Here is a 23,596-nt window from a genome sequence, read left to right on the forward strand (position 1 = left end):
TCCTTCTTTTGATAAAGTCATCCTAGATATTTAACCGTTAAAAGCTTCCTGAAACTTTGTCATAAATAAATCGGTTTCTTCATGTTCATCTTCTTCGGCCGCTTCCGGTAAAGGCGGCAGTTCGCTAATGTCCTTTAAGCCGAAATAATTCAAGAACTCTTTCGTTGTACCATAGAGGATGGCACGACCTGTCCCTTCCGCTCTTCCTACCTCTTGTACAAGAGCCCGGGATGCTAGCGTTTGAAGGGGTCGTTCACTTTTCACTCCGCGCAGATCCTCTATTTCGGTTCTTGTAATCGGCTGCTTGTACGCAATAATCGCCAATACTTCAAGGGACGCCGAGGAAAGTACTTGGCTATTTGGATTTTCAACGAGTTTTTTAATCGTTTCCGCCATTTCCGGCTTTGTTGTAAGTTGATATGTACCTGCCAGCGATTTTAACGTAATACCGCGTTCCTCGGCATTGCTGTAATTGGTTTCGAGTTCACTTAAAGCTGCTTCAATTTCCATTGGTTCGACTTCCAACCAGTGGGATAGCTGTTTTACGGTCAATCCATCATCTCCCACGACGAAAAGCAGCGCTTCAATTTTGCTCATCAAACTGTTCAAGTTCATCGTCAATATCCTCCTTTTGCAAAGTGACAGTTAAATCTTCGAAGTTATTTTCTTGCTCTACAAAAACGACTTGACGTTTCATTAACTCTAACAAAGATACGAACGTTACAATAATTGTAGATTTATCTTCATATGGAAATAGCTCAGAAAAACTGGATTTACCGCCAAAACGCTTCAATGAATCAATCACCGCAACCATTTGGTCTTTAACGGAAATTTCCTGTCTTGCGACTCTTGTTGACAAAGGTTTCTTTAATTGCTTTCGACGCATCAGCTTTTGAAAGGCGCTTAACATATCATAGACATTGACATTCATATCAAACAAGGCGAGCTGCTCGTCCGGCACATAGACCGATAAATCGCTTGGCGGACGGGTAAATACTTGGGCTCGCGATTCTTCCAGTTCCTTCAATTCCGATGCGGCTTGTTTATATTTTTTGTATTCGATCAATTTGGTAACAAGTTCTTCCCGCGGGTCCGGCCCATCGACTTCAAATTCCGCTTCTTCCATTTCTCCTTCATGAATCGGAAGCAGCATTCGGCTTTTTATGGCAAGCAGTGTTGCAGCCATCACGAGATATTCACTTGCTTCATTAAGCTCCAATTCTTTCATTGCATGAATATGATCAATATATTGTGCGGTTAGCTCCGCCATCGGAATATCATAGATATCAATTTCCAAACGGTGAATTAAGTGCAATAATAAATCAAGAGGTCCCGTAAAGGCATCTAGTTTTACTTCATACATCTGTTAACCCCCTGACATTTTGTTCGTTCTTACGAATGTGATATATGTTTACTTAAGTATTTTAAATCAACTTTTACTATTTAGGAAAGAGGTTTGTTATGCATCCGCTGTTTCATCCATTATATGTAGATTATTGTGCTTATTTTAATGGCAATCAAGATTATTTTGAGTGCCACGAAGTACTGGAGGAATATTGGAAAATGATTGCTCCTGGCGATAAAATGCATCCATTGGTAGGATATGTCCAACTGGCAGTGGGCATGTATCATTGGCGCCGAAATAACAGGTCAGGTGCCTTGCGAATATTAAAGAAAGCCATCAATAATTTTTGCGAGAATCCAGAATCCCCTTTTTTCGATTTTATAGAGTTTGACGATTTATGTACAAACTGTGAGCAAAGCGCGAAGGCGATCGAAAGCGGCGAACCTTTTCGTGCCTTTTCGATTCCATTGCAAAATAAAGAACTAGCTGAACTCGTAACTATAAAAATAGCACAGCTCCCTTCGATCTCAAAAGATTTTCTCCTTCATAAACATATGCGACGCGACCGCTCGGATATTCTTCAAGCGAGGGAAGCTAAAATAAAGAAAAGCGGAGAACGCTCATAGGCTTAACATTGACTGCAACAGCAGCAGAACACGGAAAAAGAGGCGGAACACTCAGATCGAGTTGTCCGCCCCTTCAATTATCGGTAAACAGTATTTTACGAAAGGTTCTGTCTCTTCATTCGCTTTTAGCTCTTTAAATTGCCCGGTATTGAGTAGTTCTCTAAGCATTGTTTTGGCGATTCCTTCGCCGCGATAGGAAGGAACAACGGTAATATGTTGAATAATACCAACCGCCCCCTCATCGTACACACCAACAATGCCAATATATTCCTCATCTTTTTTCCATAAAAACAAATGCCAATCTTCGTTTGCTTCGTAAGCATGAATGGTTTCCATTAAACGCTTTACGTCCTTTTGTTGCGGCATGAACGAAAGCAATCCCATTGCTATCTTTTCGAAAGATTTTTTATAGCGTATTAACATGAATAACATTCCCTCGTTTTCTATCAGTACAGCATCTTCACATATATTACATGATTTCTGTAAAGGAAGCAACCCGATTACCATAAACTTACAACCGTATGAACTATACGCTTTTATTCAATGGACGTAGTCGGAATAAGGAGAAAAATATAAACCAATGCCCAGATGATACAGAGGGCAACCAAGATTCCAAGAAGCCACCATTTAGAAATCTTCATAGTTTACTCACTCTTTTTTAGAGAAAGCGGGAGATCATTTTGCACAATATTTTCGTAACTTTCTCTTTGGATTGCTAGTTGATGTTGTCCATCTTCTACGAACACCACTGCGGGTCTTGGAATTCGATTGTAATTCGAAGCCATTGAGTAGCCATAGGCACCTGTACAAAAAATGGCCAATACATCGCCCGGTTCAGCTTGCTGCAATGGCGCATCCACAATCAATTTGTCCCCGGATTCACAAAGTTTGCCAGCCACCGTGTAAGTGTTCGTTTTGTTATGACTTGCTCTATTGGCAATAACTGCTTCGTACTTAGCATCATAAAGTGCGGGACGAATATTATCACTCATTCCACCATCTACTGCTATGTATTCACGAATATTCGGCACGTTTTTGTGCGAACCAACCGTATATAGAGATGTCCCTGCATCGCCAACAAGGGAACGCCCCGGTTCAATCCAGATTTCCGGCATCGCCAATCTTAATTGTTCTGCCAATGCTTGTACTGTTTTGATCATTTCCGACACATAATCTTGCGGCTCCAGAGGATGATCTTCTTCTGTATAACGAATTCCATAGCCGCCGCCTAAATTCAATACGGAACATTCGAAGTTGGACTGTTCTTTCCATTCTCCAATTTTGTTCATTAATTTTTCAGCGGCCAAACTAAAGCCATCTGTTTCAAAAATTTGAGAACCAATGTGGCAATGCAAGCCCAAAAGTTCAAGGTATTCATGGTCTTTTACTTCATCGAACGCTTGGTCTGCTTGGCCATTATTCAAATCAAAGCCAAATTTCGAGTCCGCTTGTCCGGTTGTGATAAAATCATGCGTATGAGCTTCCACTCCAGGTGTAACACGAAGCAAAATGCGCATATGCTGCTGCTTACGTTCCGAAATTTCTTTTAATAGCTGAATTTCATAGAAGTTATCAACCACGATACAGCCAATTTTAGAGTCAAACGCAAGCTCCAATTCTGTATAGGATTTATTGTTTCCATGAAAATGGATGCGCTCCGCCGGAAACTTTGCCTGAAGAGCCGTAAATAATTCCCCGCCAGACACAACATCCAGCGATAAATGTTCCTCTTGCGCCAATTGATAAATTCCGACGCATGCAAAAGCTTTTGAGGCATATGCCACTTCCGCTTTAACGCCTAATTGCTTAAATGTTTCGATAAAACCACGTGCACGTTTTCTGATTAACGCTAAGTCATAAACGAAAAGTGGAGTGCCGTAAGTCTTTGCAAGATCAATCGTATCCACTCCACCAATCGTTAAATGCCCTGTTTCATTTACTTCTTGTGTTCCGTATAAATGCATTCTCTCTCCTCCATTGCCAGTTGCGGGAATAAGAATCTTCCGCAATTAATACCACCTTATGATGAACTTTATCATAGGTAGATTTCTAGCGCAACGGCTGATTTATGCACGTTTACGTTGCTTCGCGCCAACAATATAAGGCCTTACCGAATCATTCGTCATTGGGAATCGAATCATCACTCGGGTAAATGCTTTCGGAAAAAATGGCACAAGCGGCCACATATAAGGCACTTGCATCGGTTTTAACGCGCAGAAATAGGAGAAGATGAGCCATACGGCAATAAAGAATCCGCTAATATCCCAAATAACGGTGGCGATCAGGATAATGAATTGGAAATATTTAGTTGTAACACTAAGCTCGAATGTGGGAATCGAAAAAGCAAAGATTGCGGTTACTGCCGAGTAAAGGACAATTTCCGGGGAAAACAACCCAACATCGATGGCTATCTGCCCTATAATGACTCCGGCTACTAATCCCATGGCTGTCGACAGGGGCATTGGGGTATGAATCGCGGCAATTCGCAAATACTCCAACCCTAATTGGGCAATGATAATTTGCAGAAAGAGCGGCAAGGAGGAATGCTCCTTTACGCCAATAAAGGACAATGCGTCCGGTAAATATTGTTCATTGGTGGCAAGTAAATACCAAACCGGCAACAAGGTTAAACTTAAAAACGCTGCCAAATATCTTAAAATTCGAATGGTTGTCCCGATAAAGGGAGCTTGCCGATATTCTTCTGCATGCTGCAGCAAATGGAAAAAGGAAATAGGCATGATAATGACGGAAGGCGAGGTATCCACAACAATCGCGATATGTCCTTCCAGTAAATGGGCTGCAACGATATCAGGCCTCTCTGAATATCGTACAAATGGGATAGGATGGAACCTTTGCTTGAAAATCCATTCCTCCAATGATTTATCCGTCATGGTTAGCCCATCATGCTTTATTTCAGATAATCTTTTTTTAATCCACTTTAAATGTTTCTGATTAACGATTCCTTCCATATAACAGATGGCCACATCGGTTTGACCGATCGTGCTGATTTGTTTCAGCTCAAATCGTAATCGAGGATCCCGTATTCGTCTTCGAATCAGTCCAGTATTCAAGATAATGTTTTCTGCAAAGCCGTCCCTGGAACCGCGGATTACTTTTTCATTATCCGGCTCAGCCGGCTGGCGTCCGGGATAGTTTCTAAGCTCCAGCAAATAACTAAAGCCGCTTGCTGTGACGATTCCAACGACCCCGCTTAATATGCCCCGCAAAAACTCTTCGCGATCCTTTGGTTCAGACTTTCCATAGAAATTAAAAAAATCATTAAAATACTTTTCTTCATCTTCAATTTCTTGTTCGAAATGATCGATTTTCCCGGCATCATGAAAAAGTGGAGCGAGTTGAATGGTTAGCGTGTTCGCATCAACAAGCCCACTAATATAGACGCATAGTACAGGCAAACTTCTTACGTAAACGTCTTTAATGCAGAGATCATAGGAAACATCTTTTCCGAACCTGCTTTCCAAAAACCCTTTTGCATCATCGATTGATGCAAAAACTTGATTGCTCATTTACTCACCGTCTTTTTTGTAGTTCGTGATGAATTTGTTTCCATCCAAGACTTAAGTTGCGCCAAAATCTTCTTTTCTAAACGCGAAACTTGAACTTGTGAGATCCCCAGCCTTTCTGCAATATCGGTTTGGGTAAGGTCCAGGTAATATCTTAAATAAATGATGGCTTGTTCCCGTTTATCCAGTTTCGTTAAAACTTCTTTTAATGGGATATATTGAAATGGCAGTTCGGATTTCTCGTCTTTCATTTGATCCATTAACGTAATGGAATCCCCTTCACTTTCAAACAGCTGCTCATGCAATGAAGCCGGGTCACGCATGGCATCTGTTGCAACCAATACTTCATCTGCCGTAACTCCCAGAATTTCGGCAAGTTCCGAAATCGAGGGCGGTTTTTCATTGGTTTTCAAAAATTCATCGGTTGCATGACGGATTTTATAATTAAGCTCGCGTATGGATCGACTCACTTTAACCATGCCATCATCACGTAAAAAACGCTGAATTTCACCAATAATCATGGGGACGGCATAAGTAGAAAATTTCACATCATACGATAAATCGAATTTATCGACAGATTTCATCAACCCAATGCATCCAATTTGAAATAAATCCTCAAGCTCTACCCCTCGAGAAGCAAAGCGTTGAACAATCGACCATACAAGCCGCGTATTGCCCTCGATCATGAGTTTTCTTGCTTCCACATCACCCGCCTGCGCTTTCCCAATCAGATCGCGCATTTCCTCCTGTGTCAATAAAACATTATTGGACGGCTGTTCGATTGTCCTCATCCCCCTAACTTCTACCAAATACCACCGTATTTGCGTCCACATAAAATTGAGTGTTTATAAAATCCACAAGCTGCTTTACCATTTAAGCGACGACAATATGAACTTGCGTTTTATGCGCAAGCCATAAGAGTTTTTGTTGCGAAACATTTTTCAAAGTTTCACCAAAGTATTCATCAAGAAATTTGAGGCATCTTTACCGAATAAAATTTTTTTGTGAAAGTCACAACCGTTCCGACATTAGGCTCCGATTCTACTTGCAAATCATCGGCAAAGCTTTCCATAATAGTAAAGCCCATTCCGGAACGTTCCATTTCAGCCTTTGAAGTGAATAATGGTTCCATTGCTTTTTTCACATCAAAGATTCCTTTGCCGTTGTCTTTTACTGCAACGGAAACCAAGTCCCCGTCTCTTACCGCATGAACGGTAACAATTCCTTTTCCATCTTCGTCATATCCATGAATAATGGCATTGGACACAGCTTCCGAAACAATCGTTTTAAACTCCGAAAGCTCGTCAATTGTTGGATCCAATTGAGCAACAAAACTTGTAATGGCTACTCTCGCCAGGCTTTCATTATCACTAACAGCCACAAATGAAAGCGTCATTTCGTTATCCATTCACAATCCCCCTTGCATGTAAAATTGCATCTGCTTCTGTACCTGTCATCATAAAAGATGCTAACCCTGAAAATTGAAAGATTTTTTTCATCGTATTGGATGGATTCAAAATAATGGTTTGTCCATTTACTGTATTCAACTCTCTCATACGGCCTAAAATTAACCCGATACCCGAACTGTCCATAAAATTCAATCTTTCCAAGTTCCAGATAATGGTGTTTAAATTCCCCTGTAAAATGGTTTTTGAAATATGTGTGCGAATTTTTTCGGTTGCATGATGATCCAATTCACCATACAGCCTTATTACGGCTATTTCGTTCAAATGCATATTGATTTCGTAGTTCATTCTGTTAATTCGCCTCCCTCTCAAGAAAGCTTAATTCAACATAAAGCCGTCAAAACCCTTTTACCTGACAACACTAGAAGAATTTCGCCGATACTAGTGAAAATACGACAAAAAGAGAGAGAAATTCCATTTTTTCCAGGACAATACTTAGCGAGAAATACAGATGGAAGATAAAAAATATAAAATTGGTTCCCAAAATTAAGTATGGTTGGAATATAAGTTTTTTAAACGTAAAAAGTGGCTACGACCCCAACATTTGTCATAACCACTTTTTTAGCATCATTTACCAAAATACACACGAATACTATCATCGCCATTTTTAATTATATATATACAAAGAATAACGAAAAATCTTGATTCGAGATAAATATAAAAGGTGATTCCAAAAATTTCTCTTAGAATCACCCAGCTTCAATTCTGGATTCAACTGATTTTCTTCGACGAGAGCTCTCTGCACTCCCTGAATGCGTAATGCTTGCAGCCGATGCATGCATGCCGGTTCAAGCATCCGAGAGCGCGATCGATCGCTTCTCCTGTGTGGCTGTAAAAATTCCCCTCCCCAATCTCTTTGGATAGTCCATTTTGATCGAGTATTTTCTTTAAGGCGGGTTGTACACCAGTCACGAAAACCGAGCCTCCTCGGCTTTTAAAATCGCGCAAAATATTTCGGAAATATTCCTCGCCGGTCGTATCGATAAAAGGAACTCTTCCCAACCGCAGAATCAGCGTCGTTGGTTTCGCATGAATCGAGGATAAGATCGATTGCTCAAACGTTTGCGCTGCCCCAAAGAAAAGCGGACCTTCCACAGTATAGATGCTCACCTGCGGACAATCATGGCCCGCATTCACGGCTTGTGGAACTACCTTTCCATTATATTTTTCATGATCAGGCAGCACTTTTGATACAACGAGCATCTCACTCATACGTTTCGCAAAGAGAATGATGGCCAGCAATAAACCAACTTCAACGGCTATTGTTAAGCTTGTTAATACTGTCAACAAAAATGTGACAACCAAAACGATGGAATCCCCCGTTTTTAATTTTAGAATATGAGCAAAATGTTTACGTTCACTCATATTCCAGGCAACCATCATTAAAACCGGCGCCAAAGAGGCAAGCGGAATATGAACCGCAAATGGTGCAAATACAAGCAGCGTCAGAAGCACAAACAAACCATGAATCATTCCCGACATAGGCGAAACTGCACCTGATTTAATATTGGTTGCAGTACGGGCAATGGCACCGGTTGCAGGGATTCCGCCAAATAACGGCGTTACAATATTGGCTACGCCTTGTCCGATTAATTCTCTATTGCTATCGTGCTTGCTATTTGTCATGCCATCCGCTACGACCGCGGACAGAAGTGATTCTATTCCTCCAAGCATGGCAATAACAAAGGCTGGACCCAGCAACATCGTAATTTTTTCTAAAGTGATATCCGGTATGCCAAACTGCGGCAACGTATTCGGTATTGCGCCATAGGTTGAACCGATTGTGGCAACTTGCCCATTCAGGAAAACTACGGCAACCACCGTACTTGCCACAATTCCCACCAATGCACCGGGCACTTTTGGAAGTATTTTCGGCGTCATCAGCATCACAGCAAAACAAATGATCGCTACCATTACGCTATAAACATTCATCGTATCTAAATGACTGCCGATTTCCTTCATATTGTCTATGAACCTCTCATGTTGCTCCATTCCTTTTAAGCCCAGGAAATTGGCAATTTGACCTGTAAAAATAATAACTGCAATGCCGGCAGTAAAGCCGATCGTTACTGGTCTGGGAATATACTTAATAAGAATCCCCAATTTAAAGACACCCATCAAAACAAGCATTACCCCAGCCATCAAACCGGCAAGCAGCAGATTTTCATAGCCATAGGAAAGTACAATACCTAATAGAATTGGTACGAAGGCGCCAGTTGGACCCCCAATTTGATATTTTGAACCACCCAATAAAGAAATTAGTATCCCGGCGATGACGGCTGTGTAAATTCCGTATTCCGGCTTTACACCAGATGCAATGGCAAAGGACATTGCCAATGGAATGGCCACAATCCCGACAATCGTACCGGACAATAAGTCCTTTTTAAAATAATCAAATGAATACCCTTCAAATCTCCCCGTCCAAAACTTGCTCATAGTATCCCTTCTTTAGTTAAATTTTCTTTCTTAAAAAAAAAACTCCAAGCGCGAAATAGTTAAAATTCACCTCTTTTCAAACAATATTTGGAAATAAAAAGCAAAAAAAGTTAGCAGCACTTTTATGCTACTAACTTTATTCTCATTAAGGGTTACCGTCAATAAGAAATTGAAGTTCGCCTTCATATATTTATGATTGTCGCTAACGCTTTCGATACAGTTAAAACATGTGAATCTAGCGGTCACGCGTTATTTTGTAATAACCTCTTTAATCAATTGCGGTGCTTCCACTTTTTCTTCGGAAATCACAATATGTTGATACAATTTTTCTTTTACTTCCGCGATGTTTTCGCTATTCGCGTGGATTGTTAAAATTGATTCGCCTTCTGTCACTTCGTCGCCCACTTTTTTATGGAGAACAAGACCAACCGACAGATCAATTGTCGACTCTTTTGTCGCACGGCCTGCTCCGAGCAGCATGGCCGCAACGCCCACATCATCGGCTTCAATTTTTGCAATATAGCCTGAGCTTTTCGCTGGCAGTTCAAATTTATACTTGGCCTGAGGCAGTCGGCTTGGATCATCCACCACCGAAGTGTCTCCTCCCTGAGCCTCGACAAACCGCTTGAACACTTCTAGTGCTTTTCCATTTGCAATGACCTCTTGAAGTTGTTGGCGAGCTTCTTCAATGGATGCTGCTTTGCCGCCTAATACAACCATTTGGGAACCAAGCGTATAGCACAACTCCATTAAATCTTCCGGACCATTTCCGTTTAATGTATCGATTGCTTCTTTCACTTCAAGCGCATTACCGATTGCAAACCCAAGCGGCTGGCTCATATCCGAAATAATCGCCATCGTATTGCGGCCAACATTATTGCCGATTTGCACCATGGCATGAGCCAATTGTTGTGCATCTTCATACGTTTTCATGAAAGCACCATCGCCCGTTTTAACATCCAGTACAATGGCATCTGCCCCTGAGGCAATTTTTTTGGACATAATGGAACTAGCAATTAGTGGAATGCTTGCCACCGTCCCTGTTACATCACGAAGTGCATAAAGTTTTTTGTCTGCAGGTGTTAAGTTGCCGCTTTGTCCGACAACGGCAGTTCCGATGTCGTTTACTTGCTTTGTAAATTGTTCGGTTGTTAATTCAACATGGAACCCCTGGATTGATTCCAATTTATCGATTGTTCCGCCTGTATGCCCCAACCCGCGTCCACTCATTTTCGCAACAGGAACACCGCATGCCGCGACCATTGCTGCCAATGAAAGTGTTGTTGTATCACCTACACCGCCAGTTGAGTGTTTATCTACTTTGATGCCTTCAATTCCGGACAAATCAATCTGATCGCCCGATTCCACCATCGCCATAGTTAAGTCCGCTCGTTCCCGGTCATTCATATCCTGGAAATAGATGGCCATCATTAAACTGCTTACTTGATAATCCGGAATCGAACCTTCTGTATAACCTTGCACAAAAAAGCGGATTTCTTCGGAAGTCAGTTCTTCCCCATTGCGTTTTTTTTCAATAATATCAACCATTCTCATCTGCTGGCACCTCCTATTTTAAGTTTGATAAGAAACTTGTGCCGAATGGCGGTGTTTCCACATCAAAGTTCTCTGCAATTGTCGCCGCAATATCTGCAAACGTGTTGCGCAGCGGCAACTCATTGCCTGTTTCAAATCTTGGCGAATAGACCACCAAAGGAACATATTCCCGGGTATGGTCAGTTCCAGGGAAAGTAGGGTCATTTCCATGATCCGCAGTGATGATCAATAAGTCATCGTCACTTAGGGCCGGCAGTATTTCAGGCAAACGGCGGTCAAATTCCTCCAACGCTTCTCCATAACCAATTGGATCGCGACGGTGACCAAAATTCGCATCAAAATCAACCAAATTCAAGAAGCTGATTCCGTGGAAATCGCGACGAACGACTTTGGACAATTGATCCATTCCATCTGTATTGTTTTTTGTGCGAATACTTTCCGTCACACCTTCGCCATTATATATATCCGAAATTTTCCCGATGGCAATTACATCAAGGTTCGCATCTTTTAATGCATTCATTGTTGTGCGGCCAAATGGCTTCAGTGCATAATCATGGCGATTTGATGTACGCGTAAAATGACCTGGTGTGCCGATGAAAGGACGTGCAATGACCCGTCCAACCAGAAATTCGGGTTCCAATGTGATTTCACGAGCGATTTCACAGATTTTATATAACTCTTCCAAAGGAACAATGTCCTCATGTGCTGCGATTTGAAGAACAGGGTCAGCGGATGTATAGACAATAATCGCACCTGTTTCCATATGCTCCGGTCCCAATTCGTCAATAATCGCGGTACCGCTTGCAGGTATATTGCCGATGACTTTGCGGCCTGTTCTCTCTTCTAGTTTCTGGATTAATTCAGCTGGAAATCCTTCCGGGTAAACTTTGAATGGCTTATCAATATTCAACCCCATGATTTCCCAATGCCCAGTCATTGTATCCTTGCCGACAGAAGCTTCCTGCATCATGCCATAATACGCTTTTGGCTGTGCAGCTATGTCAATTCCTTTTATTTCGCGGATATTCGATAGTCCCAGTGATCCCATATTCGGCATGGAAAGCCCATTCATTTTTTCAGCAATATGCCCTAAAGTGTCTGCCCCTTCATCTCCGAACTTCTGGGCATCGGGCGCTTCACCTATTCCTACAGAATCCAATACAACAACATGTATTTTTTTAAACGGTTTCATTTTTGTGTCCTCCTCATTCTTCTAGCTCCGAAAAGAGAATCTCCAATTCTGATTTGCGCGCTATTTAGATTGATGCACAGCTTGCAATGATAGCGCTTTAATTTAGCGTTATTTCATGAAGTATTTAATTTATTTAAATTAATGTGCCATTTACTATTTTAATCAAAGGTCAGACATCTTACAAATAAATTACTAGTTTTTTGTATATTACCCGTTTTATCGAATGATATGTTTACTAGGCACGGGGATGAAATTGCTTATACACTTCGGAAAGTCTTGTTTTGCTGATATGTGTATAGACTTGCGTCGTGGAAATATCCGCATGCCCAAGCATTTCCTGGACTGCACGCAAGTCTGCGCCATTTTCGATCAAATGGGTAGCAAAACTATGGCGCAATATATGCGGTGTAATTTCTTTTTGGATTTTGGCGTTCGCAGCATGCTCTTTTAATAATTTCCAACAACCTTGGCGAGTTAAACGCTTTCCTCTACGATTTATAAAAAATGCTTCCGTTTTTGGGTAAGTCCCCTGCAAAGTTGAACGGGCATTTTGCAAATATTGATTTACTGCATGAATGGCATTTTTGCCTAAAGGCACGATGCGTTCTTTCCCGCCTTTGCCGAATACACGGACAAAGCCCATGGTTAAGTGAACGTCATCAAGGTTTAAGCCGATAAGTTCACTAATACGCATGCCTGTCCCATATAAAAGTTCAAGCATGGCCATATCACGAACTCCTTGAGGTTTATTGCGGTCAGGCGCTTGAATCAAGGCTTCCACTTCTTCAATGGATAATACTTTCGGCAGCTTTTGTTCAATTTGCGGCATTTCCAAATGTACCGTCGGATCTTTTTCCGTAATTTTTTCGCGCAATAAAAACTGGTGGAATGATCGGATGGAAGAAATATGGCGGGCAATCGTACGTGCCGAAATCCCCGTGTTTCTTAACGTTTCCAAATGAAGCAAAATATTCGTTCTTTCCACTTCATTCAAGGATGTAAGCGCTTGCTGTGTATGTATATGCTCAACATAACTTTCCAAATCCCGACGATAAGACATTAATGTGTTATCCGATAACTGCCGTTCCACTCTCAAAAAATGAAGATAATCCAATATCGCTTCTTTCGCCTCTTGCATATCTATCACCATTCCTTCCAACTTTAACTATAATTTCTTTCAATATCCTACACAAGAGCATGGTCTTCTGAAGGTATATGAAATGCACCCGGGCGTATTTAGTCCAGATTTAATCGAGAACGCTCGATCAACTTTCTTTGAAAATCTGGGGCACCCGCCGGAGGGTTAAACTTCATTCAGTTAGAGTTGAACACATCTAATTGATTTATCTTTTCATTCATCTCACATACTTACAGAAGTAGATGACTATTACTGAATGAAGTTAAAAAGGATGCACAATTGTTTGCTAAAACGAATTGTACATCCTTTAATCATTTCTTTTCATCATTATTGTGGCATCTGTGGCAAATGCCATGGAATGTTAAACGGTGGTCTTTTATTATAAAATTCCAGCGTTTTTCGACAATCGCTTCCACATCGTCCAATAAATCTTCCTGAATTTCATCCACTGCTCCGCATTCAATGCAGACAAGGTGATGATGGAAATGTTTAGCACCTTCTTGCCGAAGGTCATAGCGGGATACGCCATCGCCAAAATTAATTTTATCAACAATTTTCAACTCAGTTAATAATTCCAATGTTCGATAAACCGTTGCCAGTCCAATTTCCGGTGCTTTATCTTTTACTAGCAAATAGACATCTTCAGCACTCAGATGGTCTTCTTCATGTTCCAATAGTACTGCAACTGTCGCTTCACGCTGTGGCGTCAGTTTATAGCCAGCACTATGCAACTGCTTTTTAATACGATCAATACGGCTTTCCATAAGACGCCCTCCTAAACTCATTCTATTATATCAAATGAGCAAAAGCGATTACAAGAGAGGGATGAAATAGATTATAAAACTTCCACTTTAAGAATCATTCCATCAGTGTAATTGAAAACGTGGCAGCACATAGGAAATTGCAGCAATTTCACCTGCACAGATAACGGATAATGCCACCAAAACGGTTACAAATAATCTTTGTGAAAAGAAATACTTCTTCTGGGGTCCCACTTTTTTTGCCGAATAAACGGAACAAAGGACAAAAAGCAAGAAACAGTATACGAGCTGAAACGGGAACCACCAAACACTATACACCAGCAGCGATTCTTGTTGTGTTAATAGAAACACAGAGCTGAATCCAAAAAAGGTAATTTTCACGGCAACCACGAATTTAGCCAACACATGCAAATACGAGTGCGTTGCAAAAAATAAGACGAGCACCATCCATGCAACAAGAGGTATGATGGTCCCCAGCTTTGAAATATCCGTTAACTCCAATATCCTTGGATCAATATAACCGATCAATTGCATGGACTTGTCCAAGGGAAAAAATTGAAAGCATACCACGCCGCTTACAAAACTAATTGCTAGAATGATAGCATATTGAAGAAACAATACGGAACGAAACATAAGCATTCTCCTTTCGTTGTTACAGCTTATGCTCATTCTCTATCAATATACCCTCGAACTAGTTTGGATTTTTATCTAATCATCTATTTTTTTGTGAGGCAGCTCTTCATCCATAAAACAGCAAAAGCTGTCTTCGCATCATAAATTTTTTGTTCCTGCACAAGCTGCTCTGCTTCTTCAACAGTTACTTCCATCAACTCTACAAATTCATCCTCATCAAGATCGGCTTTTTCCTCTATTTTATATAAATCCTGTGCGACAAACAAATGAACAATCTCATCCGCAAAACCAGGCGATGTAGCGAACGTTTGCAGATAAGTCAGCTGGTGTGCGCCATACCCCGTCTCTTCTTCCAATTCCCTTCTTGCGGTGATTTCAGGTTTTTCTCCGGGCTCCAGTTTACCAGCCGGAATCTCAATGATCGACCGTTCCAGCGCTTTTCGATATTGTTCGACCAAAACCAGCTTCCCTTCTTTGGTGATTGCTATAATGGCAACCGCCCCTGGGTGATTTATAATTTCCCTTTTCGCTTCTTTGCCGTTTGGCAAAATCACATCATCTACTTTTAACGAAATGACTTTTCCTTTAAAAATAGAATTGGAACGGAATGATTTTTCCTCGAATTTTTTCATTTGCAAATGCCTCCGCTTGTCGATATTGTTCTTTTCATTGTACCATTAGTGAAAGAATTTGTTGGGAAAAGAGGGAGATTCGATGAAAAAAAGAACGTTGGGAAACAGTTCGCTGCAAATATCCGAAATAAGTTTAGGCTGCATGTCGCTTCCTGCAACGATCCGGGAGGCAAAGCCGATTGTGGAAGCGGCTCTTGATGCGGGCGTAAACTATTTTGATACGGCCGACCTTTATGATCGAGGGGAAAACGAGAGAATAATAGGAGAGCTTCTGAAGCCGGTTCGCCAGAATGTCTTCATCGCAACAAAAGTCGGCAATCGCTGGAATGAAGGCAAGGAAGGCTGGCATTGGGATGCTTCTCCCGAACATATCGAGAATGGACTAAAAGAAAGTTTGAAAAGATTAAAAACAGATTATGTGGATGTTTATCAGCTTCATGGGGGCACAACAGAAGATTCATGGCATGAAATCATAGATACGTTCGAGCGGTTGAAAAAACAAGGATATATAAGAGAATACGGGATCTCTTCCATTCGTCCAAGCGTTTTTAAACCCTTCTTGCAAAACAGCCAAGCCATTTCCAACATGATGCAATATAACCTGCTGGATCGCCGTCCGGAAGAATGGTTCGATGATATCGCGTCAACCGGCGCTTCGGTTGTAACGCGCGGTTCCATCGCAAAAGGCTTGTTAACAAACGAATGGGAAAATCGTCTGGAAAAATCAAATAGCTATTTAAGCTATACAAAAGAAGAGTTGAAAGAAGCACTGAATACACTTCAAAATCATTACGAAGACATTCACGCATTAAGTTTGGCTTATAACCTGAGCCACCCCGTAATTGCTTCTACAGTAATTGGGGCAAGCTCAAAGCAGCAATTTCTTGAGAACCTGAAAGCATATGAAAAAGCACAGTCGATACAGGATTTTGCAGCCGTTCAACGAATCACAAAGAAAGATTTGTATACTGACCATCGATGAAAAAATATATTGCAGCAATCTTGGTCGTTTTGTTTGGCCTATTTTGCCTTTCCAGCATGAGCTATGAACAACAAACCATTGTCCCTGCATTACAGGAGAATTTAGAAAATAAGCCATTCTATGATTTGCTTAGTAAAATCGAGGTTCCTTATTGGGGACAAACCATCTCGGTGGAAACGCGCGGCTATTATTACTTTATTGAATTTCTGTTTCGAAAAGGGCTTCATTTTGTTGGCTACGGATTAATTGCCCTTTTATTTTACATTTTGTATCGCAAGTTTAAGTTCAATGTTTCTATGATTTACGCGGTTTTAACAACCTTTGTGGTGGCGTCGCTCGATGAACTTCGCCAATCCTTTGTACCGGGCCGGACAGGCGTCTTTCAGGATGTCTTGCTCGATACGGCGGGAGCCATTACATTTATTTTCCTCTACAAACTGTTGAAGGCGATTTTTCCCGGGAGGAAAAAACCATCATTAAAATCGTAAATGCTTTGGGGTAGTGAAGCAATGAAATTAAGGATACTTCTTGATTATCAAAAGATGTATCCTTTTTTCCATCTTCCGCTTGGAAACTTTTCCAAAATAATACTAGATTTAACCAAGAAGTTTGGTATAATAATTTCATCAGTGATTTAGTGGACGATCGTATATTGAATTTCTGATATTTTAAATCGACCGAATATTCGGTCCAATCAACAATTAGATAGCGGTGATTGCTATGGGTCTACTATAGCAGGAGCGGTTTCTGGAGAGTTTGCATCTTAGCGACGCCGAAGGGTTCATAATCTCAGGCAAAAGGACAGAAAAGTAACTACTTAGAAAATCAGTATATTCTATTGGTCAATTGTTTTCATAGGATAGTAAGATTTTTATTTTTTGTTATTTTATTGTCAATGAGATGGGATGCTTCCCATCTCATTTTTTATTTTCAGCGTTGTTAAGTTGTAGCTTCTATTAGATTCGCGTATAAAAGCATACGCACTAACTACAGGGGGCATACAAATGGAACACAAAGAATTAAAAAGAGACTTAAAAAATCGGCATGTGCAGCTAATTGCCATCGGGGGAACAATCGGGACCGGCCTATTTCTGGGATCGGGGGCAGCCATTGAAAAAGCAGGTCCATCCATCCTTTTTGTTTATCTGATTATTGGAATCTCGTTATTTTTTGTCATGCGTGCGTTGGGAGAATTGCTTCTATCAAACGCAGGCTATCAATCGTTCAACGATTTTGCAACCGAATATATTGGTCCATGGGCAGGCTATGTGACAGGCTGGACGTATTGGTTCTGCTGGATTATGACAGCGATGGCGGATATTATCGCTGTTGGGCTTTACGTAAGATATTGGTTCGATATCCCGCAATGGGTTCCATCTCTAGTATGTTTGGTCATTTTACTAGGATTAAATTTATTGACGGTTAAACTCTTCGGTGAATTGGAATTTTGGTTCGCCTTGATTAAAGTGATTACCATAGTGGCGTTGATTGTCATCGGAATTATTTTGATTGTGACGGGATTTGAAACTCCTGCAGGCCAAGTTTCCGTATCAAATCTTTGGGAACATGGGGGCTTCTTCCCTAATGGAATGTCAGGATTTTTATTCGCCTTCCAGATGGTTGTCTTCTCCTTTGTGGGCGTTGAATTAGTAGGTGTTTCCGCTGCAGAAACAGCGAACCCTCAAAAAAACATTCCTTCAGCCATCAATAAAATTCCTGTACGAATTTTACTGTTTTACGTAGGGGCAATCTTTGTAATTTTATGTATTAACCCATGGACGGAACTAAGCGCTGCCAACAGTCCATTTGTTCAAGTATTCAGCTTGGTCGGAATTCCGGTTGCTGCCGGCATCATCAACTTTGTTGTCCTGACTTCTGCCGCATCGGCCGGCAATAGCGGACTATTCTCAACAAGTCGCATGATGTACAACTTAAGCAAAAATAACCAAGGGGCAAAATCGTTAGGTAAGTTGAATAAAAACGCTGTCCCCGCCAATGCTCTCGTCATCTCTTCGATTGTCGTATCCATCGGAGCATTGCTTAGCTACGCTATTCCGGATAGTGCCTTTAGCATTGTAACAACCATCAGTGCCATTTGTTTCATTTGGGTGTGGAGCATTATTTTAATTTCCCACATTCGCTATCAAAAAAGGCGGCCGCATTTACATAAAAAATCGACATTCAAAGCACCTTTCACGCCTTTCATTAACTATGTCGTGCTAACATTGTTCGTCGTGATTCTTATTATTATGTTTGTGGCTCCGGAGACAAGAACCGCTTTAATACTTACTCCTATTTGGTTTATTGTCTTGATTGTTACGTATAGAATGAGGAAATAGCATAAATTACAAAAACCTCTTGCGGATTTTTCTGCAAGAGGTTGGCTGTTTGTATTTCGATTGCTTTTTATTAAAACTTCGAGCCCTGATTGCCATATTTTTCTAATAATTCTTCAAAACTCATGTTTTTTTCGCGCTGTTTTCGTTCAAAAGCCAATTTGGCTTGGCGTTCTTCTTCCTTGGCCTGTTCCTCTGCTACCATGCTGTTCTTTGCAGCTTTTAACTTTGCCAGTACATCGCTGTTCAACTGGTCTTGCAATGTTACCGCATCTTCTTTATGTGTAGACTGAGAGGACGACGTTTGTTTTGAAGTTTGGCTTTGATTTCTCTTTTTCCCCACACTGATCACCTACTAAAAATTAAATTTCACCCTATAGTTTATCATGTTTTGGTAAAAAACACGATTTCCAATGAGGAAACCAATCGCTTCCCCACTTTCACCATGACGGCACATAAAAAATCTTCATTCATTTTCATTCAATTCTACTAATTAAAACATTTTTAAGGGTAAAATAGAAAAAAACGAATCGAAGGAGAGGTGTTGTGTATGGAAAATAAGTTAAAACTTCTTTCGCCAGAAGTTATTTCACAAATTTTAGAAACGGCATTCCAATGGTTTGTGGTAGTCGATCGCGCGGCAAAAATCATTTATATTAACGATGAATATTGCCGCTTTCTTGAAGTGAGCCGTGAAGAGGCTATTGGCAAGCATGTAGCCGATGTGATTGAAAATAGTGAAATGCATCTTGTGATGGAGAAAGGCATTGCGCAAATTGCTGCACCGCATTACATTAAGGGCACCTATATGCTTCCAAACCGCGTTCCTATAATAGTAGATGGCGAGATTGTCGGCGCATTCGGAAGCGTCGTGTTCCGTGATATAAATGATTGGAAAAAACTCAGTTCCCATGTGCGCCAAACAATGGATAAAATTGAATCCAGCAGTAACCAATACCGGGAATCGTTTTATCATCTTTCGGATATTAAAGGCATTTCCCCATCCATTCGAAAAATCAAGGAAACCATAACTACCATTGCCCCTACTAAGCTGCCTGTGTTGATTGAAGGGGAGATTGGCACAGGAAAAGAAATATTTGCCCAAAGTATTCATAGTTTATCGAATCGAGCAGAAAATTACTTTGTTAAAATGAATTGCTCAACCATTCCGAAAGAATTGCTTGAAGAAGAGCTCTTTGGAAAATATGTCGATAATCAATCCGTCAAAAAGGGACGAATTCAACGTGCAGAAGGCGGTACCCTTTTCTTGGAAGAAATTAATGAATTGCCTATTACACTGCAGGCAAAGCTATTAAAAACATTGCAGGAGCATAAAGTTCAACCGCTTGGAACGGAAGAAGAAATTTCAGTGGATGTGCGCTTTATACTAAGTTCAAATACTTCTCTTGCGGAAATGGTGAGAAATAAGCTTTTTCGGGATGATTTATTTTACAAAATTCAAGCAATCACATTGCAAATCCCCCCTCTCCGTGAACGGATAGAAGATTTAACTGAGTTGATCCATACATTTTTAAGCCAATATAGCGTGGAGGCAGGCAGACGCGGCATTAAAATCGAGCGAAAAGCTTGGTACACCCTGCAGCAATACAATTGGCCCGGCAATGTAAGAGAATTGCAGAATGTGCTGCAAGCCATCGTCCATTTAGCGGAAGGAGATACGATTACGGTCGATGTGCTTCCGCTCCATATCCGCCAAAAACGAACAACCTTCTCAAAAAATAATAACACCTTGGATGAAATGCTTTTTCAGGTAGAAGGTCAAATTTTGCAGGAATACCTAAACAATGAAAAAGATAAATTAATCATCGCTAAAAAATTGGGCATCAGCCGTTCTACCCTTTATGAAAAAATTAAAAAACACAACTTATGAACTATATTCCGAAGTTTCGGACGATTATCCGGAATTTCGGATTTTTTTGTTCTACGCTAAATCTCTCTCCTTCCCTTACTCACTTCTAATTATTCCGAATTTTCGGATTAATATAACATCCTTCGATGTCACATTTTTGTCACACCCTCTTGCATACAATGTACCGTTCTGTTTTAATACACCTAATAACTCTTTAAATACATTTTTTTGTTAGTTTTATATTTTCAAAGGAGGCGATGATTGATGAAACAACTATTTACTTCTGCCCAAGAAGCAGTGAACAACATTCAGGATGGCTCTACTATCATGGTCGGTGGTTTTGGCTTGGTCGGCATTCCGGAACAATTGATCCTTGCGCTTGTCGAAAAGGGCGTAAAAGAGTTAACCATCATTTCAAACAACTGTGGCGTAGATGACTGGGGACTCGGTTTGCTATTAAAGAAAAAACAGATTAAGAGAATGATTGGATCTTATGTAGGAGAAAACAAAGAATTCGAACGTCAAGTACTTTCCGGTGAAATTGAAGTAGAGTTGATTCCCCAAGGAACACTTGCGGAAAGAATCCGTGCGGGCGGTGCAGGGATTCCGGCCTTCTATACTCCGGCTGGCGTAGGCACTATCGTGGCAGAAGGAAAAGAAACACGATCTTTCAATCAGAAAGAATATGTATTGGAAACGGCTTTGACAGCAGATTTCGCACTAATCCGCGCAGCAAAAGGCGATACAATCGGAAATTTGGTATACAACAAAACTGCCCAAAACTTTAATCCGATCATGGCGCAAGCGGCTAAGTTTACGATTGCCGAAGTGGAAGATCTTGTTGAAGTGGGCAGCATTGATCCAAATGAAGTGCACACACCCAGCATCTTTGTACAAGGTCTTTTACAGGCAGCACAGGAAAAACGGATTGAACGCTTAACGATCTCAAGCTATAAGGAGGTTTAAAACATGACATTTTCAATAAGAGAGCGCATTGCCAAACGCGCGGAAAAAGAAATCAGAGACGGCGATTATGTCAACCTTGGAATTGGCATGCCCACATTGGTAGCGAATTATATTTCACCAAATAAATCTGTCATCTTGCAATCCGAGAACGGTTTACTTGGCATAGGTCCCTACCCGACCGAGGATGAAGTTGATCCTGATTTAATCAATGCCGGAAAAGAAACGGTGACAACGATTCCCGGCTCTGCCTTTTTCTCAAGTGCGGATTCCTTTGCCATGATTCGCGGCGGGCATATTGATGTCGCGATTCTCGGAGGGATGGAAGTTTCTGAAAAAGGCGATTTATCGAACTGGATGATTCCAGGAAAAATGATCAAGGGAATGGGAGGTGCAATGGATTTAGTTCATGGCGCGAAAAAGGTGATTGTCATCATGGAACACGTCTCAAAAGATGGGTCGCCAAAAATCAGGAAAGAATGTTCATTGCCTTTAACCGGAAAGGGTGTGGTGAATCAAATCATTACGGAAAGAGCGCTAATTGAAGTAACACCACAAGGATTGAGATTAAAGGAGGTGTTCGACGGCTTTACAGTGGAAGATGTTGTGCAGTCAACGGAAGCGGATTTAATCGTAGAGGATGTATTGGAGAATCGTTCCATTTAACATCATTGAACAATCTTTACTGTGGCGATAGTGTTATCGGCAGTCACACCTTCACGATGGAGAAGTTTAGAGATTAAAGGGGGTACATGGGGATGGATGGAAATATTACATTGAGTATGATTGGTTTGATTGGCGGTCTTATTTTACTTATTTGGTTAACAATGAAAGGGATTAACATTATAATTGTTGGACCTTTATCTGCCCTATTTGTTGCGGTTTTATCAGGCATGCCATTATTTCCGCAACTAGCAGAAGAGGGCGCAGCGAACTTTGTCACAAACTATATGACAGGCTTTACTGGGTTCATCATGTCCTGGTATATGATGTTCTTGCTGGGGGCAGTATTCGGGAAAGTGATGGAAGATAGCGGAGCTGCCGATTCGGTCGCAAAATTCGTCGTCGATAAACTGGGGATGAAGTACGCAACCTTGGCCATTGTCATTGCCTGTGCGATTTTAACTTACGGAGGTGTTTCCCTCTTTGTTGTTGCCTTTGCCGTATATCCAATGGCACTTTCGCTATTCAAGCAAGCGGATTTACCGCGCCGTTTCATTCCGGCAACGTTGGCATTGGGTTCGGTTACCTTTACAATGACATCGGCTGGTTCTCCTGAAATTCAAAACTGGATTCCAATGGATTTCCTGGAAACGACTCCTTATGCAGGATGGGAAGTCAGTATTATTGTGGCCGTATTTATGGCCGTATTCGGTTATTGGTGGTTAAAACGAATTATTAAAAAAGCGGTTGATAAAGGCGAGCGTTTCGTGGCTCGTGATTCGGATCCATTATTTGATTCAGCAAGAGCTTTGCCAAACCCATTATTGGCATTTATTCCACTAGCTGTCGTACTAATCATTTCATTTATCTTCCACGACTCGTTAAAGCAATCTGCACTAATCCTGGCATTGTTGGGTGGAATTATCGCTACGTTTATTGTTAGTTGGAAATACTTCAAGAACGCTTGGGGAGCGGTTTCCGAAGGGACAATTGGTGCAATAATTGCCATCGGAAATACCGCTGCGGTGGTCGGTTTTGGCGGAGTCGCAAAAGCCGTGCCAGCGTTTAATGCAGCAGTTGAAGCAATGACAAGCATTCCTGGTTCTCCATTAATCGGTGCAGCTGTTGCCGTTTCCGTCATCGCAGGAATGACCGGTTCGGCTTCGGGTGGTCAATTAATCGCCCTGCCGTTAATTGCGCCAGGCTATATTGATGCAGGGGTAAACCAAGAAGCACTCCACCGAGTCGTGGCGATTTCTTCAGGGGCACTCGACTCTTTACCGCATAACGGCTATGTTGTTACGACAATTCAGTCCGTCTGTGGCGAAAAGCATAAAGACGCTTATTGGTCCGTAGCAGCAACAACTGTTGTCACACCTGCGATTGGTGTAATAATTGCCATTATTCTATTCTCTCTAGGATTGGGAATTTAATTGAGAAAGTTTAATAGCCTATATGAGGCAAAAATAGGAGGG

General features: G+C 41.2%; 24 protein-coding genes and 1 riboswitch. Of the genes, 8 read left to right on the plus strand and 16 right to left on the minus strand.

The features are described from left to right. Window positions 1-30 precede the first annotated feature (30 nt). Window positions 31-615: an SMC-Scp complex subunit ScpB gene (scpB, locus tag D1B33_RS00785; RefSeq protein ID WP_118874423.1), complete on the minus strand. Its 585-nt coding sequence runs from the start codon at window positions 613-615 to the stop codon at window positions 31-33. Continuing rightward, entirely contained in the window at window positions 584-1,363 is a 780-nt protein-coding gene (locus D1B33_RS00790) for a segregation/condensation protein A (protein ID WP_118874424.1), read from the minus strand. The genes scpB and D1B33_RS00790 overlap by 32 nt, the downstream gene beginning before the upstream one ends. A 98-nt stretch (window positions 1,364-1,461) precedes the next feature. Between D1B33_RS00790 and D1B33_RS00795 the strand changes: the two genes are divergently transcribed. After that, on the plus strand, window positions 1,462-1,971 hold the full coding sequence (locus tag D1B33_RS00795) for a DUF309 domain-containing protein (RefSeq protein ID WP_118874425.1): 510 nt from the start codon (window positions 1,462-1,464) through the stop codon (window positions 1,969-1,971). 51 nt (window positions 1,972-2,022) lie between these two features. Here the strand turns inward: D1B33_RS00795 and D1B33_RS00800 are convergent, their stop codons facing one another. The 13 genes from D1B33_RS00800 to D1B33_RS00860 form a co-directional block, all read right to left on the minus strand. Then, window positions 2,023-2,394: a GNAT family N-acetyltransferase gene (locus D1B33_RS00800; protein WP_118874426.1), complete on the minus strand. Its 372-nt coding sequence runs from the start codon at window positions 2,392-2,394 to the stop codon at window positions 2,023-2,025. Between the two features lie 221 nt (window positions 2,395-2,615). Further along, the gene (gene lysA, locus D1B33_RS00805) at window positions 2,616-3,935 is read right to left on the minus strand and encodes a diaminopimelate decarboxylase (RefSeq protein WP_118874427.1); all 1,320 of its coding nucleotides are present in this window, start codon (window positions 3,933-3,935) and stop codon (window positions 2,616-2,618) included. Between the two features lie 102 nt (window positions 3,936-4,037). After that, window positions 4,038-5,498 carry a spore germination protein gene (locus tag D1B33_RS00810; RefSeq protein ID WP_118874428.1) on the minus strand — a complete coding sequence of 487 codons (1,461 nt, stop codon included), beginning with the start codon at window positions 5,496-5,498 and terminating at the stop codon, window positions 4,038-4,040. Further along, a complete protein-coding gene (locus tag D1B33_RS00815; RefSeq protein ID WP_118874429.1) occupies window positions 5,495-6,286 on the minus strand; it encodes a SigF/SigG family RNA polymerase sporulation sigma factor in 792 nt (263 codons plus the stop codon). The genes D1B33_RS00810 and D1B33_RS00815 overlap by 4 nt, the downstream gene beginning before the upstream one ends. A gap of 173 nt (window positions 6,287-6,459) precedes the next feature. Then, window positions 6,460-6,903: an anti-sigma F factor gene (gene spoIIAB / locus D1B33_RS00820; RefSeq protein WP_118874430.1), complete on the minus strand. Its 444-nt coding sequence runs from the start codon at window positions 6,901-6,903 to the stop codon at window positions 6,460-6,462. Then, a complete protein-coding gene (locus D1B33_RS00825; RefSeq protein ID WP_118874431.1) occupies window positions 6,896-7,249 on the minus strand; it encodes an STAS domain-containing protein in 354 nt (117 codons plus the stop codon). Before D1B33_RS00825 ends, spoIIAB begins: the two co-directional genes overlap by 8 nt. 423 nt (window positions 7,250-7,672) lie before the next feature. Next, window positions 7,673-9,397: a SulP family inorganic anion transporter gene (locus D1B33_RS00830; RefSeq protein ID WP_118874432.1), complete on the minus strand. Its 1,725-nt coding sequence runs from the start codon at window positions 9,395-9,397 to the stop codon at window positions 7,673-7,675. A gap of 249 nt (window positions 9,398-9,646) precedes the next feature. Beyond that, window positions 9,647-10,951 carry a pyrimidine-nucleoside phosphorylase gene (locus D1B33_RS00835; RefSeq protein WP_118874433.1) on the minus strand — a complete coding sequence of 435 codons (1,305 nt, stop codon included), beginning with the start codon at window positions 10,949-10,951 and terminating at the stop codon, window positions 9,647-9,649. Window positions 10,952-10,964: 13 nt separating this feature from the next. Continuing rightward, complete coding sequence (deoB, locus tag D1B33_RS00840; protein ID WP_118874434.1) at window positions 10,965-12,143, minus strand: phosphopentomutase; 1,179 nt, start codon at window positions 12,141-12,143, stop codon at window positions 10,965-10,967. A 235-nt stretch (window positions 12,144-12,378) separates the two neighbouring features. Then, window positions 12,379-13,281 carry a site-specific tyrosine recombinase XerD gene (gene xerD / locus D1B33_RS00845; protein WP_118874435.1) on the minus strand — a complete coding sequence of 301 codons (903 nt, stop codon included), beginning with the start codon at window positions 13,279-13,281 and terminating at the stop codon, window positions 12,379-12,381. 311 nt (window positions 13,282-13,592) lie between these two features. Then, on the minus strand, window positions 13,593-14,045 hold the full coding sequence (fur, locus tag D1B33_RS00850; protein ID WP_118874436.1) for a ferric iron uptake transcriptional regulator: 453 nt from the start codon (window positions 14,043-14,045) through the stop codon (window positions 13,593-13,595). A gap of 102 nt (window positions 14,046-14,147) precedes the next feature. After that, entirely contained in the window at window positions 14,148-14,675 is a 528-nt protein-coding gene (locus tag D1B33_RS00855; RefSeq protein ID WP_118874437.1) for a hypothetical protein, read from the minus strand. An 83-nt stretch (window positions 14,676-14,758) separates the two neighbouring features. After that, the gene (locus D1B33_RS00860) at window positions 14,759-15,307 is read right to left on the minus strand and encodes an NUDIX hydrolase (RefSeq protein WP_118874438.1); all 549 of its coding nucleotides are present in this window, start codon (window positions 15,305-15,307) and stop codon (window positions 14,759-14,761) included. Window positions 15,308-15,389: 82 nt separating this feature from the next. Between D1B33_RS00860 and D1B33_RS00865 the strand changes: the two genes are divergently transcribed. From D1B33_RS00865 to D1B33_RS00875, 3 genes are all read left to right on the plus strand, one after another. Next, a complete protein-coding gene (locus tag D1B33_RS00865; RefSeq protein ID WP_118874439.1) occupies window positions 15,390-16,289 on the plus strand; it encodes an aldo/keto reductase in 900 nt (299 codons plus the stop codon). Then, window positions 16,286-16,777, plus strand: a complete 492-nt coding sequence (locus D1B33_RS00870; RefSeq protein ID WP_118874440.1) for a VanZ family protein — start codon at window positions 16,286-16,288, stop codon at window positions 16,775-16,777. Before D1B33_RS00865 ends, D1B33_RS00870 begins: the two co-directional genes overlap by 4 nt. 249 nt (window positions 16,778-17,026) lie before the next feature. Then, a riboswitch (glycine riboswitch) is annotated at window positions 17,027-17,104 on the plus strand. A 189-nt stretch (window positions 17,105-17,293) separates the two neighbouring features. Further along, a complete protein-coding gene (locus tag D1B33_RS00875; RefSeq protein WP_118874441.1) occupies window positions 17,294-18,628 on the plus strand; it encodes an amino acid permease in 1,335 nt (444 codons plus the stop codon). Window positions 18,629-18,698: 70 nt separating this feature from the next. On the opposite strand, the gene D1B33_RS00880 is transcribed toward D1B33_RS00875, so the two are convergent. Further along, a complete protein-coding gene (locus D1B33_RS00880) occupies window positions 18,699-18,968 on the minus strand; it encodes a YqkE family protein (RefSeq protein ID WP_118874442.1) in 270 nt (89 codons plus the stop codon). 207 nt (window positions 18,969-19,175) lie between these two features. Here D1B33_RS00880 and D1B33_RS00885 point away from each other — a divergent pair, with 207 nt between their 5' ends. From D1B33_RS00885 to D1B33_RS00900, 4 genes are all read left to right on the plus strand, one after another. Continuing rightward, window positions 19,176-20,516, plus strand: coding sequence for a sigma-54 interaction domain-containing protein (locus tag D1B33_RS00885; RefSeq protein ID WP_118874443.1), 1,341 nt, complete (start codon window positions 19,176-19,178; stop codon window positions 20,514-20,516). A 243-nt stretch (window positions 20,517-20,759) separates the two neighbouring features. Continuing rightward, entirely contained in the window at window positions 20,760-21,461 is a 702-nt protein-coding gene (locus tag D1B33_RS00890) for a CoA transferase subunit A (protein WP_118874444.1), read from the plus strand. Window positions 21,462-21,464: 3 nt separating this feature from the next. Further along, entirely contained in the window at window positions 21,465-22,124 is a 660-nt protein-coding gene (locus tag D1B33_RS00895; RefSeq protein ID WP_118874445.1) for a CoA transferase subunit B, read from the plus strand. Between the two features lie 92 nt (window positions 22,125-22,216). Then, window positions 22,217-23,554 carry a GntP family permease gene (locus D1B33_RS00900; protein WP_118874446.1) on the plus strand — a complete coding sequence of 446 codons (1,338 nt, stop codon included), beginning with the start codon at window positions 22,217-22,219 and terminating at the stop codon, window positions 23,552-23,554. Window positions 23,555-23,596: the final 42 nt, after the last annotated feature.

Origin of the sequence: Ureibacillus yapensis (assembly GCF_003515775.1) — a bacterium.
In the GTDB taxonomy this organism is placed as follows: domain Bacteria; phylum Bacillota; class Bacilli; order Bacillales_A; family Planococcaceae; genus Ureibacillus; species Ureibacillus yapensis.

Bases quoted from the DNA above. Each gene is read 5' to 3' on its own strand.
- xerD (WP_118874435.1), bottom strand. From the start codon at position 13,281: ATGCAAGAGGCGAAAGAAGCGATATTGGATTATCTTCATTTTTTGAGA.
- D1B33_RS00870 (WP_118874440.1), top strand. From the start codon at position 16,286: ATGAAAAAATATATTGCAGCAATCTTGGTCGTTTTGTTTGGCCTATTT.
- D1B33_RS00895 (WP_118874445.1), top strand. From the start codon at position 21,465: ATGACATTTTCAATAAGAGAGCGCATTGCCAAACGCGCGGAAAAAGAA.
- D1B33_RS00855 (WP_118874437.1), bottom strand. From the start codon at position 14,675: ATGTTTCGTTCCGTATTGTTTCTTCAATATGCTATCATTCTAGCAATT.
- D1B33_RS00800 (WP_118874426.1), bottom strand. From the start codon at position 2,394: ATGTTAATACGCTATAAAAAATCTTTCGAAAAGATAGCAATGGGATTG.
- D1B33_RS00860 (WP_118874438.1), bottom strand. From the start codon at position 15,307: ATGAAAAAATTCGAGGAAAAATCATTCCGTTCCAATTCTATTTTTAAA.
- fur (WP_118874436.1), bottom strand. From the start codon at position 14,045: ATGGAAAGCCGTATTGATCGTATTAAAAAGCAGTTGCATAGTGCTGGC.
- D1B33_RS00810 (WP_118874428.1), bottom strand. From the start codon at position 5,498: ATGAGCAATCAAGTTTTTGCATCAATCGATGATGCAAAAGGGTTTTTG.
- D1B33_RS00795 (WP_118874425.1), top strand. From the start codon at position 1,462: ATGCATCCGCTGTTTCATCCATTATATGTAGATTATTGTGCTTATTTT.
- D1B33_RS00815 (WP_118874429.1), bottom strand. From the start codon at position 6,286: ATGAGGACAATCGAACAGCCGTCCAATAATGTTTTATTGACACAGGAG.
- D1B33_RS00885 (WP_118874443.1), top strand. From the start codon at position 19,176: ATGGAAAATAAGTTAAAACTTCTTTCGCCAGAAGTTATTTCACAAATT.
- D1B33_RS00865 (WP_118874439.1), top strand. From the start codon at position 15,390: ATGAAAAAAAGAACGTTGGGAAACAGTTCGCTGCAAATATCCGAAATA.
- D1B33_RS00790 (WP_118874424.1), bottom strand. From the start codon at position 1,363: ATGTATGAAGTAAAACTAGATGCCTTTACGGGACCTCTTGATTTATTA.
- scpB (WP_118874423.1), bottom strand. From the start codon at position 615: ATGAACTTGAACAGTTTGATGAGCAAAATTGAAGCGCTGCTTTTCGTC.
- D1B33_RS00835 (WP_118874433.1), bottom strand. From the start codon at position 10,951: ATGAGAATGGTTGATATTATTGAAAAAAAACGCAATGGGGAAGAACTG.
- lysA (WP_118874427.1), bottom strand. From the start codon at position 3,935: ATGCATTTATACGGAACACAAGAAGTAAATGAAACAGGGCATTTAACG.
- D1B33_RS00890 (WP_118874444.1), top strand. From the start codon at position 20,760: ATGAAACAACTATTTACTTCTGCCCAAGAAGCAGTGAACAACATTCAG.
- D1B33_RS00900 (WP_118874446.1), top strand. From the start codon at position 22,217: ATGGATGGAAATATTACATTGAGTATGATTGGTTTGATTGGCGGTCTT.
- deoB (WP_118874434.1), bottom strand. From the start codon at position 12,143: ATGAAACCGTTTAAAAAAATACATGTTGTTGTATTGGATTCTGTAGGA.
- spoIIAB (WP_118874430.1), bottom strand. From the start codon at position 6,903: ATGGATAACGAAATGACGCTTTCATTTGTGGCTGTTAGTGATAATGAA.
- D1B33_RS00875 (WP_118874441.1), top strand. From the start codon at position 17,294: ATGGAACACAAAGAATTAAAAAGAGACTTAAAAAATCGGCATGTGCAG.
- D1B33_RS00830 (WP_118874432.1), bottom strand. From the start codon at position 9,397: ATGAGCAAGTTTTGGACGGGGAGATTTGAAGGGTATTCATTTGATTAT.
- D1B33_RS00825 (WP_118874431.1), bottom strand. From the start codon at position 7,249: ATGAACTACGAAATCAATATGCATTTGAACGAAATAGCCGTAATAAGG.